Raw genomic sequence first — 14,620 nt, 5'->3', positions numbered from 1 at the left:
CCTTGCGCGCTCGCGCATGTGTCGAACGATTAACGTTGCGCGCGCAACGGCCGTAAGAGGCACAGCCGCGCGCCGGTACGACGGCAGTTTTTGGTTGATACGCTGCGCCGCATCCGTTTTACAGAGTTTATTCGCCGTCAATCAGCTTTAAATCACCTTCGCGTCGCTTTCAATTTGTCGCGTGGAACAGCAAATGTGTCCGGGTATTACAGCGATATATTCGAATCGTCGAAACTTTATCGACAGATTGCCATGTGCTTAGTAACATCCTCGGTCTGAGAGCGCCGCATAAGCCGGCGGGCAGTCAATAATAATCAGGTTTGCTCCAATAAGCGATGAACTACTCCAATCGGCCTGGCCAGCCTGTAGTGGACCGCCTGACCTTCGCGTCGGTAGATTGTCCGCGCGACGTGTCGCGTCATTCGTATCGACTCACCGTGCGGAACATCGCGCGCAGATTGCCTTCTTTTCACCGTCTGATGCAAGCGCTGGGCGCCGCCCTTTGCGGGTTGTCCTGCGGCGCGGCGATCGCCGCCTCGGCACCCGCCGCGGCGTCGGCGGCGCACGTGGCGAATCGTCCGCAGGCGAGCGTCAGCGCGTCCGCTGTCGCCGCGCCCGATGCGGCCGGCGTGGTCGATCCGCGCCGCGCATTCATCCTGCGGGACGTGTTCGCGCAGAGCGTCACACGTAAGCTGGTGGTGCCGGCGGCGGATCAGCAAGCCTATGCGGATCGCATGCAAGCAGTGCTCGACGCGCACATGCTGGGCGATTTATCGGGCGAGTATGTCGTGCTGGTCGATCGAAACGCCAATGTCCAGGCACTCTTCATCTATTTTCGCGCCGCGCCGGCGGATGTCTGGCAGATGATCGGCGCGTCGCCGGTCTCGACCGGGCGGCCGGGCGAGTATGACCACTTCGTCACGCCGCTCGGCGTGTTCGAACATACGCCCGCCAACATGGATTTCCGCTCGGAAGGCACGCAGAACGAAAACCATATTCGTGGTTATGGCAAACGTGACATGCGGATCTTCGACCTCGGCTGGGCAGAGGGCGAGCGTGGCTGGGGCAAAGGCGGGATGTCGCAGATGCGCTTCCAGATGCATGCCACCGACCCTGACCGACTCGAACCGCTGCTCGGCATTCGTCATTCGAAGGGTTGCGTGAGGATTCCCGCGTCGCTCAATACGTTTCTTGATCACTACGGCATTCTCGACGCCGAGTATGCGGCGCTCGTCGAGTCGGGTAGATCGCTGTGGGTGTTGAAGAGCGATCGTCAGGTGACGCCGTGGGCAGGGCGATACATCGTCGTGCTGGATTCGGAACGCAAGAGCCGCCCGGCATGGGCGCCCGCGCCTGGCGGCAAGGCGCGCGCCAATGTGCCGGCCGGGGCGGACACGGCGGATTGATGCGCGGTCGCGGCGCTGAATGTGGGCGTGCCAGTCCGTTTGGTGCGGGCGCGTCACCTTGTTCAGCGAGAGTACGCCAGCCCCGTTTGGCGTGATCGCGTCGGATCGTTCAGCGAGAGTACGTTAGCCCGTTTGGCGTGATCACGTCAGCTCGTTCGGCGAGAGTGCGCCAGCCCGTTTGGCGCGATCACGTCAGCCCGCTCAGCGCGAGCGCGCCAGCACCACGCCCACCAGCGCCACGGCGAAACCGGCGACCTGCAGCGGCAGCAAGGTCTCGCCGAAGCCCGCATACCCTTCGAGCGCGGCGAGCGGTGGAGCGAGAAACATCAGCGCGGTGGCGCGGGCCGCGTCTCCACGTCTGACCATCCACACGAGCAACGTGACGCTGATGCCCGAGAGCATCACGATGCCCCACGCCAGCGACGCCCACAGCGTAGGCGACGCAATCCAGCGATGCTCACCGAGCGCCAGCACGAGCACGCCCGCGACGAGCGCCGCGCCCAGGTTCTGCACCGCGCTCGCGCTGCGAATATCGGCCTTGGCAAGCGAAGTCTTCTGAAACAGCGTGCCCGCGGTAATCGCGCCGATCGCGGCGATCGAGATCGCTACGACCAGCCAGGCGGGCGCGCTGCCGTGCGGTGTCGCCGGGCTGGCCGCCGCCAGCTTCGGTTCGAGCACCAGCACGACGCCGGCGAGGCCGAGCGCCATGCCGCTCCAGCCACGCCGCGACAACCGCTCGCCGAAGAGCGGCGCGGCGACGGCAGCCGTTGCAAGCGGTTGAAGCGCGCCGAGCAAAGCCATCACACCCGCGCTCAAGCCTTGGGCGACGGCCCAGTAGCCGGCGCCGAGATACACGCCTTGCAGCAGCGCGCCCGCCACCAGATGTTTGCCGAAGTCGCGCCTGCCAGGCCACGCGGCGCGTGCCGCCAGCGCGGCCAGCGCGAAGATCAGCGCCGTGCCGCCGAAGCGCGCGAGCAGGAAAAGATTGGGATCGGCATAGGGCGTGATCGCGCGGGCGACCACGAAACCGGTCGACCACAACACGACGAAGACGGCGGCGATTAAAGAAGCGAGCATCGGAAAGGGGGGTGTAAAAAGCCGCCATCTTGTCGGGATAGGCGATGCGTGTCTTGTTCGAAGCTGCAATCGGCGAGGCAGTGCAACGCAACGCGTAACGCAAAGCAATGCGTAAGGCAAAGGAACGCGTAAGGCAAAGGAACGCGTAAGGCAAGGCAACGCGCAAGGCAAGGCAACGCGTAAGGCAACGCAACGCGGCAAGGCACCGCAACGCGCAAGGCACCGCACCGCACCGCGGGTTGCCACCCCGCCGCATGAACCCCCACCAACGCCATCACCACATCAGCAGCACAGTCCCCGCACCGAGCACGCCACCGCACACGGCGCACGCCCACAGCAGCGCGCGCGTGCGCCGGTATTCCCGGCCGATCTCCGCCATGAGCTGCGCATTCTGCTGCGGCTTGCGCGCACGATCATGCTCATGCTGCAGATACCGAACCGCCAGTTGCGGCACGCGCGGCAGCATATGCGCGAGGTGCGGCAACTCGCGCGTGATCCGCTTGATCCAGCCGCGATGGTCGATGTCGCGCCGCGCGATATCCGCCAGCACGCCGCGCGTGATATTCCACGTGTCGACGCCTGGATGCAGCGCACGTGCCAGCATTTCCGCTTGATGAAACGAGCGTTGCGCGCTCGCGAGCCGCCCGGGCACCGCGCCGTCGAACGGATGCACCGCTTGCAGCAGATGATGAAACAGCGAACCCGCCGAGCGGTCTTCCGGTTCGGCCGCGAAATGCGCTTCCGCGCGCGTGCGCAACTCGGCTTCGAGCACCTCGGCGCGCGTGTCGTGCGGCACGTGCCCGGCATCGCGATGCATTTCGGCGAGGCGCGCGTAGTCCTGGTCGAACAGCGCGGTTGCGCCATGCACGAAGAACTCGCGCTCGCCGGTCGAGAGGCTCGACATGATCGAAAATTCCGCCAGCACGAGACGCCCGAGCGTGTCCGGTTCGATGCTGACCCGCACGCGGCGCGCGTCGAGTGTGGCGTGAAAGAAGCCATGTTCGAACGCTTGCTCGGTCACCACTTCGACGATATGCGCGGCGAGCGGCGCGAGTTTGATGTGATGCGCGTGCAGACCGGGCAGATCGTTGGCCGGCAAGGTGCTGACGCGTTGCATCGTCAGCGTGTAGTGGGTGCAGAGATCCCAGATCACGCCCGGCACGACGATGCGCGCGTCGCCGTCGAAATGATGGCCGGTCTGGCTCAGATTGGCGGCTTCCGCGCGCAGATCGAAACGGCGCAGGATGTCGTCCGTGAAGGTCTGCGCCTGCGCGCGCAGTTGCAGGCGGCGCGCGGTGCCGGAGAGCTTCTCCAGCCAGCGCGCGACCCAGCGCAGCAGCGCGAGTTCGTCGCCGATCTGCTGCAACTGGTCGGCGCGCACGAGCTTGATCGCCACTTCGTAGTGACCGTTCACCGGCGCGAGCAGCCGTGCAAAATGCGTCTGTTCGGCGAAGCCGCCGCGTACCGGCACCAGATCCACGGCACTGAAAAGCGTGGCGAGCGGCTTGCCGAAGGCGCGCGCGAGTGCCTGTTCCGCCTCGCGCGGCGGCAGCGGAGCTTCCATGTGATCGATCGCGTCGAGCGCGTCGTGCAGGGTGCCGGTCGCGAGTTCGGGCCGTTCGACCAGGGTTTGCGCGAACCGCTCCGCCAGCGGCCCGAGTGCGGGCAGCACGCCGTTCAGGCTCTGGCCGCCGCGTCCTGCCGCGTGCAAGCGGCCGACCAGCCCGATCATCCAGTGCAGCTTGTGATTTTGCGGAGCGGCAAGCCAGATCAGGCGAGCGCCGTAACGCAGCGCGTGGAACAGCAACAGTAGACGGCGAAACAGTGGCGGCATCGGCAGTTCGGTTGACGGGGCACGCGTGCGTTCAAAGCTATCGAAGGACGATCGCGCGCGGCCTGAGCGTTCAGGTTAGCAGGTAAGCGCGCCGAGGGGAGCATCGCCGCGCGTCGCGTAATACAATACGCCGGCCTTCTCAAACCGTGGCGAAACCCAAGCGTGCCGGCTTCCGGCCTTTTATCGATGCTCGCAGAACAACGTCACCAATACATCCTGGCGCAAGTCGCCAAAACGGGCGCGCTTTCCGTCGCGGAACTGGTACGCGAATTGAACGTGTCGCGCGAAACCATTCGCCGTGACCTGAACGCGCTGGCCGGGCGCGGCCTGCTGGTCACGACTCACGGCGGCGCGCTGTCGAGCGACCGGCGCGAGCCCGACCTCGACACACGCGAAGCGGCGAACGCCGGCGCGAAGCGCGCCATCGGCGAGCGCGCGGCGGAGTTCGTGCCGGACGGCGCGTCGCTGATCATCGATTCGGGCAGCACCACGCAAGCGGTGGCGCGGGCGCTGCTCGACCGGCATCGGCTGTCGGTGTACACGAACGACTGGCGCATCGCGCTGCTGCTCGGCCGGCGTAACGACAACCGCGTCACGCTGCTGGGCGGCGAACTGTCGGATATCGAAGACGCCACCTTCGGGCTCGATACGGTTCATCAACTCACGCAGTACCACGCGGACTTTGCCTTCATCGGCGCGGGCGGGATTTCGCCGGACGGCTATCTGACCGACTACAGCCGCATGGCCGCGGAGGTACGCAGCCGCATGATCGCCGCTGCGGACATGGTGGTGATCGTCGCCGATCATTCGAAGTTCGGCCGCGTGACGCCGGTGCGCATCAACGGTATCGAGTCGGCGCGTTACCTCGTGACCGAACTGGCTCCGGAGCGCGCTCTCGGCAAGGCGATCACGGCGCATGGCCCGGAAATCCTGATCGCCTGAGCGTGCGTGCCACGGCGAGCCTGTCTGTTCCACGGGGGTGCAGGGCCGTTCGGACGTGCGGCCGATCGCGGCCGCCGCGTCGAGCAGTTCACTCACATCGATCGCGCCGATGCCACCCAAGCGAAACGATTCCACCTGAGTCAGTTTGCCCGGAACCAGCAGGGAGCCGTGGCGCGGCACGAGCGTGCCGGGCGCCGCTTCGACTGTGATCGTCCCGCTGCGTTGAAGCGGTGCGCATGCATAGTCATTTTCGCCATGTACGATCTTCACCGGGTCGGCGCATGCGCTGTCGGTCAAGCGGTTGAACGCGGCGTCCCACGAATCCCAGCCGCGCGGGAGTGCTTCGCGCGTCCGCGTGGAAGTGAGCGGGCCTCGCCGTCAACACGATCGGGGCGTTTCCAGAAGAGCGCGCAAGCCTCCGCCATCGTCTGGGAAGAGGCACCGCCCGAGACCAGATGACGAAAAGATTCATTTGGATATTATTGGCGAATTGTGTCATTTTTTGGAATTGAGCAGAATCGTCATGGCGTTGTCATGGAAACCTGTGATCCTTGCCGTGCCCGTTCAGGCATGGCTGGCAGCGCGAGCGTCGTAGGTGGGCTGTAAGTCGGGCAGGAAAAGAGGGTACAAGAAGCAGCAAAGTTGTTGGCAATCTGCAATCCGCATGATCCGCACACGGCTTGATGCGGGCAACACGCAAGCGGCGCGGCGCTACCGCCGTTCAATCACAACAGGTATCGGGATATCCCGACCGTCTGGTTTTTTGCCTTTCGGAGAAAGCGACATGACAAAGACGAATTCCCTTCACGCTACGGCCGGTCTCGCACGCAAACTGTTGCCGGCGCTGGTCGCCGCGGCAGCCTTCGGCGCCACGGCCATGCAGGCGCACGCGGCCGACGCCGTGGTGCTCTACACCGCCGACGGCCTCGAGAACCTCTACAAGGACGTGCTGCCGGCCTTCGAAAAGAAGGAAGGCGTGAAGGTCAACATCGTCACGGCGGGCAGCGGCGAAGTGGTGAACCGCGCCACCATCGAAAAAGATCAGCCGAAGGCGGACGTGCTCGTCACGCTGCCGCCGTTCATCCAGCAAGCCGACCAGAGCGGCCTGCTGCAGGCTTACCAGAGCGCCAACTACAAGAACGTGCCGGCGATCGCCAAGGCGTCGAACGGCGCGTGGGCGACCTTCGTGAACAACTACTTCTCGTTCGCGATCAACCCGGAAGTCACCAAGACGGCGCCGAAGACCTTCGCCGACCTGCTGCACCCGGACTTCAGCGGCAAGGTTGCCTACTCGAACCCGGCCACGGCGGGCGACGGTATGGCGGTGATCATCCTGACGTCGTCGCTGATGGGCGAAGACAAGGCGTTCGACTATCTGAAGAAGCTCGAAAACAGCGCCAAGTTCCACACCAAGGGCACGGGCTACCTCGACGTGCTGCTCTCGCGTAACGAAATCGCGGTTGCCAACGGCGACCTGCAAATGGATCTCGACGACGCGGCCAACGGCGGCCTGTCGCTCAAGCCGATTTTCCTCGCGCACGAAGGCGGCCAGCCGACCACGTTCCAGCTGCCGTACGCAATCGGCCTGATCAAGAACGGTCCGAACCAGGCCGGAGGCAAGAAGCTGATCGACTACCTGATGTCGACGGAAGTGCAGTCGAAGGTGCCGGACATCTTCGGTATTCCGGGCCGTACCGACGTGCCGCTGGCAGGCAAGAACGGCGAAATCGTCAAGCAGGCGATCGCCGGCGTGAAGCTGATTCCGGTGGACTGGACTCAGGTGATGGCCAAGAAGGCCGACTGGACCGCGCGCTGGAAGAATGAAGTGATCGGTTCGTCGGGCAAGCAGATCGAAGTGGTCAAGCCGAAGTAAGCCGTCGTTCGTCACGCAATCGACCTCACTCGGGACGTAGCCGGGTGGCGTCACAGAGTCAGGCGGCGCTTTCGGGACTCGCTCCCGAGGCGCTGCATCAGCATTAATCCAGTTGGAGGATGAACCCGGTGAATACGGCCAGTCTTGCTCACCCAGGCGCGCTCGGCGCCTCACCGGACGCGCTCGATGCCGCGCGTTCGAATACGCCGGGCGGCGTGCAGATCGACCATCTGACGGTGCGCTTCGGTTCGCGCACGGTGCTCGACGATCTGTCGCTGACCATCCAGCGCGGCGAATTGCTCACCGTGCTCGGCCGCAGCGGTTGCGGCAAGACTACCTTGTTGCGTTTCATCGCCGGGTTTATCGAAGCAGACGGCCTGTCCGGCACGCTGACCGTGGCCGGTCACGACCTCACGCACGTGCCGCCGCACAAGCGCAATCTCGGCCTGCTGTTTCAGAGCTATGCGCTGTTTCCCCATTTGTCGGTATTCGAGAACGTCGCCTTCGGCTTGCGTGCGCGTCGCACGCCGGCCAAAGACGTGGCCCGGCGTGTCGCCGATGCGTTGAAGCTGGTACAACTCGGCGACGCCGGTCACGTGATGCCCGCGCAACTGTCGGGCGGCATGCAGCAGCGCGTGGCGCTCGCGCGCGCGCTGGTGATCGAACCCGATGTATTGTTGCTCGACGAACCGCTTTCCGCACTCGACGCCAATCTGCGCGCGTCGGTGCGTTCCGAACTCAAGGCGCTGCATGAGCGCCTGCCGAATCTGACGATCGTCTGCGTGACGCACGATCAGGACGACGCGCTGGTGCTGTCCGACCGCACGCTGCTGATGCGTGAAGGTCGCATCGCGCAACTCGGCACGCCGCAGCAGTTGTACGACACGCCGGCCGACGGGTTTGTCGCGCGTTATCTGGGCGCGGCCAATCTGCTGCCGCCGCAGATCGCGTTCAGCATGAGCGACGCGCGCTATAACGAGCGCGAGCGCGTGGCCTGTCTGCGTCCCGAGGCGTTGCGTATCGTGCCGCTCGGCGAGGGGCACTTGCACGGCACGATCGCCTCGGTTGAATGGTACGGCGCGGTGTTGTCGATATCCGTTGCACTGGACGCCATGCCCAACGAGCCGGTGCTCGTTACCATGCAGCGCGGCCACGGCATGATGCCGGAGAAGGGCGCGCGTGTTTCCCTGTGTTACGAGGCTGACGATGTCGTCCTTATCAACCCCTGATACGCCCAACCCGCTCGGCACGGCCGCCGCCGATGCTGCCGCCGCGCGCCGCAGCGCCAGCGCCGCCTCGCATAGCGCCGCGGTGAAGCGCCGCGAACGCGTCGCGCAATGGCATTTGCTTTTCATCGCCGTGGTCGTGCTCGGGCCGTTGGTGATCTATCCGCTCGTGCGTCTGGTGCTGCTCAGTCTGACCGGCCCGCACGGTTTGAGCCTGCACGCCTATTCGGCGTTCTTCGGCAATCCGGAAACGAGCGGCGTGATCGGCACGACGTTGTGGATCCTGTTCGCCAGTGCCGGCCTCGCGTCGCTGCTCGGCGTCGCGCTGGCGTCGATCCTGTTCTTCAAGCCGTTCCCCGGCGCGCGGATGATCACGCGCTTTCTCGAACTGTTCGTCGCGTTCCCGTCGTTTCTGGTCGCGTTCACGTTGATCTTTCTGTACGGCTCGCAAGGTTCCGTCAGCATCGGCTTGCAGCGACTCTTTCATCTGCAGGCGCCGCCGCTCGATTTCCTGTTCGGCGTAGGCGGCGTGATTCTCGCGGAAGTCGTGTTCTACGCGCCGTTCGTGGTGCGTCCCACGCTGGCTTCGTTCGCCACGCTCGACATGCGCCTGATCGAAGCCGCCCGCAGCCTCGGCGCGAACGGCTGGATGGTCGCATTCAAGGTGATATTGCCGCTCGCATGGCCGGGCATCGCCGCGGGCACGATCCTGTGCTTTCTGCTCACGCTCAACGAGTTCGGCATTCTGCTCGTGCTCGGCAGCGCGCATCTGATCACGCTGCCGGTGGCGATCTACAGCTCCGCCACGGTCGATCTCGATCTGCCGACCGCCGCGGCCGGCGCGGTCGTGATGCTGATCATGTCTTTGTCGCTGTACGCGTTGTACCGCCAGGTCAACCGTCGCAAGGTGAAAGGAGCGGGCCATGGCCGTTGAACTCGACCCGACCGTTTTGCCGGTCATGCACAAGAAAGCCCGGCCGGTGCGCCGCAGCCTGGTGGTGCGCATGCTCGGCGGCCTGTTTCTCGGTTTTGCCGCGTTGCTGTGCTTCTGGCTGTTCGTGTTGCCCGTGCTGGTCGTCGCGCTCTCGAGCGTGGCCGCGCACTGGTCCGGCACGATCCTGCCCGACGGCTTCAGCATGCGCTGGTTCGAGCGTCTCGGTTCGAGCGATTTCGACGCGCTCACCACCAGCCTCGAAATCGGCATGGGCGTCGCGGTGCTCGGCACGATTCTCGGCCTGTGGCTCGCGCTCGCGCTCGAAGGGCGTGACCGGCGTGGCCTCGGCGCCTTCGTCGACACCATTGCGATGATGCCCAACGGCGTGCCGAGCGTGGTGCTCGGGCTCGCGGTGCTGATCGCGTATCACAAGCGTCCGTTCGATCTGTCGAGCTCCGCGGCGATCGTCGTGTTCGTGCAGCTCGCACTGGTGCTGCCGTTCTGCTACCGCTGCGCCGCCGCCGCGTTGCGTCCGGAGCTGACGATTCTGCGCGAAGCGGCGGCAAGCCTGGGTGCGCCGCCTTCGATGGTGTTGCGCCGGGTCGTGCTGCCGCAACTGGTGCCGGCGATCCGCGCGAGTCTCGCGCTGGGTTTCGCACTCTCGCTCGGCGAACTCGGCGCCACCCTCACCGTGTATCCGCCGGGCTTCGCGACGGTGCCGATCGTGGTCGTCGGGCAGGTGGAGCGCGGCTATTACCTGCCGGCCTCCGCGCTGTCGCTGATTCTTCTGCTGGTCTCGCTGGCCGCGCTGTTGTTGATCGCGGCGCGCGTTCCGCGCCGTCGGGCGGACTGACGGGCAACTTCTGATGCGTCAGCAGGCGCGCCTCGACGGCGGGCCTGCACTTATCGATGTGGCAAAAATTGTCGAAATGACCGAATATATGCAAACTGCTTCTGTCGATCCGATCGAGGTTGTGCGCAGGCATTCGCTGACCACGCTGGTTCGCGACGAAATCGAACGGCACATCATCGAAGGGGCGCTCGCGCCCGGCGACAAGCTCAACGAAGCCGACTGGGCGACGCGGCTGCAGGTGTCGCGCGGTCCGGTGCGCGAGGCGTTTCGCGCGCTGGAGCAGGCCGGCCTCGTGCGTACCGAGAAGAACCGCGGCGTGTTCGTGCGGACGGTGTCGCTGGCGGAAGCCGACGAGATTTACGCGGTGCGCGCGGTGCTGGAAGAGGCGGCGTGCCGGATGCTGGCGGTGAGTATCGATGCGCGCAAGCTCGCGGTGTTGCGCGATTGGCTCGACGCCATGCGCGCGGCGCTCGACGCCCAGGATCACGATGCGTACGCGCGCGCGAATGTGGCGTTTCACGATGCGCTGGTAGCGGCATCGGGCAATCTGAAGCTGTATGAGACGTACCGAAGGCTGGTGTGCGAGTTGAGTCTGTTTCGGCGTGCCGCGCTGGTCGTGCATGCCGATGCGATGGAGCGCTCGCTGGCCGAGCATCGCGCGATCTTGACGGCGCTGGCGTCGCGCGAGCCCGAGCAGGCCGCGGCGTTGATGCATGCGCACGTGAACGGCGGCTTGCAGCGCGCCCATGCGGCATGCGAACCGGAAGGAACGCTGGGCGTGGTGCGGATGCCGCCGGCATCGAACGAATAAAAGACGGGCAACGGACTGACTACAACACGCGTGCCCTGCACGCATGGAAGGCAACGATGGCAAATACGAGCACAGGCACGAACGAACGCACGATCGAAGTCAACGGCCGCCGCTACCGGCTACCTTCGCAACCGACGGTCGTGGTGTGCGTCGACGGTTGCGAGTTCGACTATCTCGAAGCCGCGGTCGCGGCGGGCGTCGCGCCGTTCATCGGCAAGATGCTCAAAGGCGGCGGCGCGTTCAAGGGCGACTGCGTGATCCCGTCGTTCACCAACCCGAACAATCTCTCGATCGTGTGCGGCGTGCCGCCTTCGGTGCACGGCATCTGCGGCAATTACTTCTGGGATCCGGACGAGAACGGCGGCGAAGGCGCGGAAGTGATGATGAACGATCCCGCGTATTTGCGCGCCGGCACGTTGCTGGCCGCTGCCGCCGGAGCCGGCGCCGCGGTGGCCGTGGTCACCGCGAAAGACAAACTGCGCCGGCTGCTCGGCTGGCAGTTGAAGGGCATCTGCTTCTCGGCGGAAAAAGCCGACAAGGTCACGCTGGAAGAAAACGGCATCGACGAAGTCCTTGATCTGGTCGGCTTGCCGGTGCCCGACGTGTACAGCGCGGGGTTGTCCGAGTTCGTGTTCGCCGCCGGCGTGCGGCTCGCGCAAACGCGCAAGCTCGATCTGATGTATCTGTCGACGACTGATTACATCCAGCACAAGTTCGCGCCCGGCACCGAGGGCGCGAACGCGTTCTACGCGATGATGGACGGCTACCTTGCAAAGCTCGACGCGCTCGGCTGGGTGATCGGCCTGACCGCCGACCATGGCATGAACGCGAAGCACGATCCGCAGACCGGCGAGCCGAATGTGATCTATCTGCAAGACGTGCTGGACGAGTGGCTCGGCGCCGGCCGCGCGCGTGTCATTTTGCCGATCACGGATCCGTACGTGGTGCATCACGGCGCGCTCGGCTCGTTCGCAACGATTTATCTTCCGCGCGATGTCAGCGTCGCGCAGGTGATCGAACGGATCGGCGGCATGCAAGGGATCGAAACCGTGCTCGACAACCGCGCCGCGTGCGAGCGCTTCGAACTGCCGAATGACCGCGTCGGCGATATCGTCGTGGTCAGCACGAAGCATGTCGTGCTCGGCACGCGGCGCGATGAGCACGACCTGTCGGGCCTGACCGTGCCGTTGCGCTCGCACGGCGGTATCTCCGAGCAGGAAGTGCCGCTGCTGTTCAACCGGCGTGTCGAAGGGTTGCCGTCCAGCAGTGCCGGCAATGACGGCAAGCGACTGCGTAACTTCGATATCTTCGACATCGCCCTGAATCGCGTGTCGGCATCATGAACGCCACGCTGCGGGACCATCCGGCTTTTCGGGCGGAAGCGCTGCGGCTCAAAGGCGAACGCGTGACGCGCTCGCGCACGCTCGACGTGTTCGATCCTTATACGGGAACACGCGTCGGTACGGTCCCGTTGGCGAGCGTCGACGACGTGCGCGCTGCGTTCGAATATGCGGCAGCCTATCAGGCTCAGCTCACGCGTTACGAACGCTCGCAGATTCTCGAACGCGCGGCGGCGCTCATGCGTGAGCGCACCGAAGAGGCATCGGATCTGATTTCGCTCGAATCCGGTTTGTCGAAGCAGGACTCGCGTTACGAGATCGGCCGCGTGGCCGATGTGTTCAAGTTCGCCTCGATCGAAGCGTTGCGTGACGATGGGCAGAGCTTTTCCTGCGATCTGACGCCGCATGGCAAGAAGCGGCGCGTGTTCTCACAGCGCGAGCCGCTGGCGGGCGTGATCGTCGCGATTACCCCGTTCAACCATCCGATGAACCAGGTTGCGCACAAGATCGCGCCGGCCATCGCGACCAATAATCGGGTGGTGCTGAAACCGTCGGAAAAGGTGCCGCTGTCGGCGCTCTATCTCGCCGACGTTCTATACGAAGCTGGTTTGCCCGCGCCGATGCTGCAGGTGCTGACCGGCGACCCGCGCGAAATCGCCGATGAATTGATCACGCATCCGTTGGCGGAGCTCGTCACGTTCACGGGCGGTGTGGCGATCGGCAAATACATCGCGGGCAAGGCGGCATACCGGCGCGTAGTGCTGGAGTTGGGCGGCAACGATCCGCTGATCGTGCTCGAAGACGCCGATCTCGACCGCGCGGCGACGCTTGCCGTGCAGGGCTCGTACAAGAACTCCGGGCAGCGCTGCACTGCGGTCAAGCGGATGCTGGTTCAAAAGAGCGTGGCTGCGGACTTCACCGATCTGGTCGTCGAGAAGACGCGGGCCTGGTCTTTCGGCGATCCGTTCGATGCGTCGAACCAGATGGGCACCGTGATCGACGTCGCCGCGGCGCAGCTCTTCGAGGCACGCGTGAACGAGGCGGTGGCGAGCGGGGCGCGTCTGCTGAGCGGCAACCAGCGCAACGGCGCGCTGTACGCGCCGACGGTGCTGGACCGCGTCGATCCTTCCATGACACTCGTGCGCGAGGAAACCTTCGGGCCGGTGTCGCCGATCATCACCTTCGACACGCTCGACGACGCCATCCGCATCAGCAATGGCACGCCGTTCGGGTTGTCGTCAGGCGTGTGCACAAACCGGCAGGATGCGATCACGCGGTTCATCAACGAATTGCGCGTGGGGACGGTCAACGTATGGGAAGTGCCCGGCTACCGGATCGAGCTGACTCCGTTCGGCGGCATCAAGGACTCCGGGCTTGGCTATAAGGAAGGTGTTCAGGAAGCCATGAAGAGCTTCACCAATCTGAAGACCTTTTCATTACCGTGGGAGTGATAGCGTGGCATTGAGTGTGAAGGACATCCGTTCCCTGTTTGAACAGTACGGCAATCTGGCTTATAGCGGCGAGCCGGTGACGCAACTCGAACATGCCTTGCAGAGCGGTTTTTTGGCGGAAGAGGCTGGCGCTGACGAGGAACTGGTCGCCGCGGCGTTTCTACACGACCTCGGCCACCTGCTCAATCTGCAGGGCGAGACGCCGACGGAGCGGGGCATCGACGATCTGCATCAGTATTTCGCGCTGCCGTTCCTGCGGCCGGTGTTGTCGGAGGCGGTGTTGGAGCCGATTCGGCTGCACGTCGACGCCAAGCGCTGCCTGTGCGCCATCGACAATACCTATTTCGGCCAGCTTTCCGCCGATTCCGTGCGAAGCCTGGAATTGCAGGGCGGCATCTTCAGCAAGGAGGAGGCGGAGGCGTTTCTGCAGAAGCCTCACGCGGAAGACGCGTTGCGCCTGCGCAGATGGGACGATCTCGCCAAGGAAGAGAACCGCGCGACGCCGGATCTCGCGCACTATCTGGGCGTTGTCGAGCGAGCGATGCTTAAATACGCGGCTGTTTGAACCTCTTGACGGTGTTTGAGCTGCTTGAACTGTTCAAGGTCTGTTTGAGGGGGGGGGGTGATTGAGGCGGCTTTGGCCCTACGCGCGCTTCCTCGTCTTCTGATTCGTTCGTCGTTTCCGCATCGTTTCTGGCGCAATCCATGCGTATCAAAATAAGGCTTGCAAGGCGCTGGGCGGCTCGCTAGAATCTCGCTCTTTCGTGCTTCGGAGAACGGAGCGCGGGAGGCGGGAGAGCCAGCAGTGGCAAGGCTTTCAGCGGCGTGGGCGGGTTGAGAAAGTTGGAAAAACCTGTTGACGACGTAGCGAAG

At 64.6% G+C, this 14,620-nt stretch carries 12 protein-coding genes and 1 pseudogene; 10 read left to right on the top strand and 3 right to left on the bottom strand.

The features are described from left to right. The first annotated feature begins 335 nt into the window (after positions 1–335). A complete protein-coding gene (locus P0D71_RS15990) occupies positions 336–1,406 on the top strand; it encodes a L,D-transpeptidase (protein ID WP_408480938.1) in 1,071 nt (356 codons plus the stop codon). Between the two features lie 201 nt (positions 1,407–1,607). Here the strand turns inward: P0D71_RS15990 and P0D71_RS15985 are convergent, their stop codons facing one another. Further along, on the bottom strand, positions 1,608–2,483 hold the full coding sequence (locus P0D71_RS15985) for a DMT family transporter (protein WP_408181865.1): 876 nt from the start codon (positions 2,481–2,483) through the stop codon (positions 1,608–1,610). 274 nt (positions 2,484–2,757) lie between these two features. Continuing rightward, positions 2,758–4,317, bottom strand: a complete 1,560-nt coding sequence (locus P0D71_RS15980; RefSeq protein WP_408480936.1) for an ABC1 kinase family protein — start codon at positions 4,315–4,317, stop codon at positions 2,758–2,760. 186 nt (positions 4,318–4,503) lie between these two features. On the opposite strand from P0D71_RS15980, the gene P0D71_RS15975 reads away from it, so the two are divergent. Further along, positions 4,504–5,259, top strand: a complete 756-nt coding sequence (locus tag P0D71_RS15975) for a DeoR/GlpR family DNA-binding transcription regulator (RefSeq protein ID WP_091802278.1) — start codon at positions 4,504–4,506, stop codon at positions 5,257–5,259. Positions 5,260–5,409: 150 nt separating this feature from the next. Here the strand turns inward: P0D71_RS15975 and P0D71_RS15970 are convergent. Then, positions 5,410–5,758: pseudogene (locus P0D71_RS15970) on the bottom strand (2-aminoethylphosphonate--pyruvate transaminase); the annotation flags it as partial. A 285-nt stretch (positions 5,759–6,043) separates the two neighbouring features. On the opposite strand from P0D71_RS15970, the gene phnS reads away from it, so the two are divergent. The 8 genes from phnS to P0D71_RS15930 all read left to right on the top strand — a co-directional run bounded on the left by phnS (position 6,044) and on the right by P0D71_RS15930 (position 14,312). Next, positions 6,044–7,132 carry a 2-aminoethylphosphonate ABC transporter substrate-binding protein gene (gene phnS / locus P0D71_RS15965; protein ID WP_408181860.1) on the top strand — a complete coding sequence of 363 codons (1,089 nt, stop codon included), beginning with the start codon at positions 6,044–6,046 and terminating at the stop codon, positions 7,130–7,132. Positions 7,133–7,260: 128 nt separating this feature from the next. Beyond that, positions 7,261–8,361 carry a 2-aminoethylphosphonate ABC transport system ATP-binding subunit PhnT gene (phnT, locus tag P0D71_RS15960; protein WP_408480934.1) on the top strand — a complete coding sequence of 367 codons (1,101 nt, stop codon included), beginning with the start codon at positions 7,261–7,263 and terminating at the stop codon, positions 8,359–8,361. Beyond that, entirely contained in the window at positions 8,339–9,292 is a 954-nt protein-coding gene (locus tag P0D71_RS15955) for a 2-aminoethylphosphonate ABC transporter permease subunit (protein ID WP_408300704.1), read from the top strand. The genes phnT and P0D71_RS15955 overlap by 23 nt, the downstream gene beginning before the upstream one ends. Beyond that, positions 9,282–10,145, top strand: coding sequence for a 2-aminoethylphosphonate ABC transport system, membrane component PhnV (gene phnV, locus P0D71_RS15950; protein ID WP_091802269.1), 864 nt, complete (start codon positions 9,282–9,284; stop codon positions 10,143–10,145). Before P0D71_RS15955 ends, phnV begins: the two co-directional genes overlap by 11 nt. A gap of 76 nt (positions 10,146–10,221) precedes the next feature. Beyond that, entirely contained in the window at positions 10,222–10,956 is a 735-nt protein-coding gene (locus tag P0D71_RS15945) for a phosphonate utilization associated transcriptional regulator (protein ID WP_091808760.1), read from the top strand. A 56-nt stretch (positions 10,957–11,012) separates the two neighbouring features. Next, a complete protein-coding gene (gene phnA / locus P0D71_RS15940; RefSeq protein WP_408480932.1) occupies positions 11,013–12,299 on the top strand; it encodes a phosphonoacetate hydrolase in 1,287 nt (428 codons plus the stop codon). Continuing rightward, positions 12,296–13,747 (top strand): phosphonoacetaldehyde dehydrogenase, encoded by a 1,452-nt coding sequence (gene phnY / locus P0D71_RS15935; RefSeq protein WP_408480930.1) that lies wholly within the window; start codon positions 12,296–12,298, stop codon positions 13,745–13,747. The genes phnA and phnY overlap by 4 nt, the downstream gene beginning before the upstream one ends. 4 nt (positions 13,748–13,751) lie before the next feature. Next, positions 13,752–14,312: a phosphonate degradation HD-domain oxygenase gene (locus P0D71_RS15930; RefSeq protein ID WP_408480928.1), complete on the top strand. Its 561-nt coding sequence runs from the start codon at positions 13,752–13,754 to the stop codon at positions 14,310–14,312. Positions 14,313–14,620: the final 308 nt, after the last annotated feature.

The organism is Paraburkholderia sp. RL17-383-BIF-A, assembly GCF_046028015.1.
In the GTDB taxonomy this organism is placed as follows: Bacteria; Pseudomonadota; Gammaproteobacteria; order Burkholderiales; family Burkholderiaceae; genus Paraburkholderia.
This window is presented reverse-complemented; position numbering and strand designations above follow the sequence as displayed.

Excerpts from the sequence above, each read along its gene's own strand:
- P0D71_RS15990 (WP_408480938.1), top strand. The coding sequence starts at position 336 with ATGAACTACTCCAATCGGCCTGGCCAGCCTGTAGTGGACCGCCTGACC.
- P0D71_RS15985 (WP_408181865.1), bottom strand. The coding sequence starts at position 2,483 with ATGCTCGCTTCTTTAATCGCCGCCGTCTTCGTCGTGTTGTGGTCGACC.
- P0D71_RS15980 (WP_408480936.1), bottom strand. The coding sequence starts at position 4,317 with ATGCCGCCACTGTTTCGCCGTCTACTGTTGCTGTTCCACGCGCTGCGT.
- P0D71_RS15975 (WP_091802278.1), top strand. The coding sequence starts at position 4,504 with ATGCTCGCAGAACAACGTCACCAATACATCCTGGCGCAAGTCGCCAAA.
- phnS (WP_408181860.1), top strand. The coding sequence starts at position 6,044 with ATGACAAAGACGAATTCCCTTCACGCTACGGCCGGTCTCGCACGCAAA.
- P0D71_RS15955 (WP_408300704.1), top strand. The coding sequence starts at position 8,339 with ATGTCGTCCTTATCAACCCCTGATACGCCCAACCCGCTCGGCACGGCC.
- phnV (WP_091802269.1), top strand. The coding sequence starts at position 9,282 with ATGGCCGTTGAACTCGACCCGACCGTTTTGCCGGTCATGCACAAGAAA.
- P0D71_RS15945 (WP_091808760.1), top strand. The coding sequence starts at position 10,222 with ATGACCGAATATATGCAAACTGCTTCTGTCGATCCGATCGAGGTTGTG.
- phnA (WP_408480932.1), top strand. The coding sequence starts at position 11,013 with ATGGCAAATACGAGCACAGGCACGAACGAACGCACGATCGAAGTCAAC.
- phnY (WP_408480930.1), top strand. The coding sequence starts at position 12,296 with ATGAACGCCACGCTGCGGGACCATCCGGCTTTTCGGGCGGAAGCGCTG.